This is a genomic window from Nocardioides sp. NPDC057577 (assembly GCF_042801335.1).
In the GTDB taxonomy this organism is placed as follows: domain Bacteria; phylum Actinomycetota; class Actinomycetes; order Propionibacteriales; family Nocardioidaceae; genus Nocardioides.
Map to the genome: position 1 here is coordinate 1 of NZ_JBHVGB010000354.1, position 1,183 is coordinate 1,183.

Annotated in this window: 3 protein-coding genes; 2 read left to right on the forward strand and 1 reads right to left on the reverse strand. The window is 66.0% G+C overall.

What is annotated here, in order from left to right:
* On the forward strand, positions 1-682 hold a 682-nt coding region (locus tag ACFU7D_RS29730), incomplete at its 5' end, for a DUF5753 domain-containing protein (protein ID WP_378874147.1).
* A gap of 6 nt (positions 683-688) precedes the next feature.
* On the forward strand, positions 689-883 hold the full coding sequence (locus ACFU7D_RS29735; RefSeq protein WP_263546816.1) for a DUF397 domain-containing protein: 195 nt from the start codon (positions 689-691) through the stop codon (positions 881-883).
* Here the strand turns inward: ACFU7D_RS29735 and ACFU7D_RS29740 are convergent.
* The coding region (locus tag ACFU7D_RS29740) for a Uma2 family endonuclease (protein ID WP_378874149.1) at positions 880-1,183 on the reverse strand (304 nt) is incomplete at its 5' end. The genes ACFU7D_RS29735 and ACFU7D_RS29740 overlap by 4 nt on opposite strands.

Consider the following 1,183-nt stretch of genomic DNA (forward strand, 5'->3'; position numbering starts at 1 on the left):
ACTGCGCCGTCTCGCGGCCCACTACTCGTGCACGGACGGGGACTTCGTCGATGCCCTGGTTGTCATGGCGACCGATCGGGCGCGCGGATGGTGGGAGGAGTACCGGGGCTTCCTGCCTACGTCATTTCTGGATCTCGCGGAGTTGGAGCACTACTCCACATACAGGTCTGACCTCGAGTTCCTGTTTGTGCCCGGCCTGCTCCAGACCGAGGACTACGCCCGCGCCGCCTTCTCCTCCAGAGTCCCCGAACTGCCTCAAGAGGAACTGGACCTGCGGGTCCGGCACCGCATGCAGCGCAAGACGGTCCTCGACGGTCCAACCCCTGTACCGTACGAGGCCGTTGTCCACGAAGCGGCGCTGCGTATCAGGGTGGGGGATCGCGCCACCGCGCGGGCGCAGCTGGCCCGCGTACTGGAAGTCTCCGAGGCCGACCACGTCACCGTGCGCGTGATCCCTTTCGATCTGGACGGCTTCGGTGGGACCTGGAGCCCCATGATGCTGGCCGGAGGTGGTGTGCCGAAGCTGGACACCGCCGTCCGCGATGCGCCGCATGGCACCGGCTTCATCGATTCCGATGCCCAACTCGGAGTCCTTCGAACGGTCTTCCGTACAGTGAGGGACGTGTCGCTCGATCGCAACCGGTCGCGTGACTTCATCCAGAGCCTGGCCAAGGAACTGTGAGGCACTGTGTCCATCCCTGACAACTGGCGCAAGTCCTCGTACTCCGGTGGCGGCGACGGCAACAACTGCGTGGAGATAGCCACCTCACCCACCCACGTCGCCGTCCGCGACAGCAAGACCCCGGCCCGAGCCACCCTCACCTTCCCGCCGGAGGCATTCGCCTCCTTCCTTGACGCCCTCAAGTCGCCCGCTCGCCGCTAACCGTCCCTGCCGTACCTGCGGAACTCCGACGTCTCCACCGTCCACGGCCCGAACGGCACCGAGTCGCCGAAGATGTACGGCTCCTTGTTGCTGTAGCGCCCCTTGCACGGCTCGGAGTGCACCTCGATCGTGCCGGTGCGCGGGTCGACGATCATGTAGTGCGGGATGCCCATGGCCGGATAGTCGGCCAGCTTCTCGTCGTAGTCGTTGCTCGGGTTGGACGGTGAGACGATCTCGACGGCAGCCAGCACCTGCGTGGCGTCGACGGCCAGACCCTCTTCGTCGAGGGTGGCTTCGGGG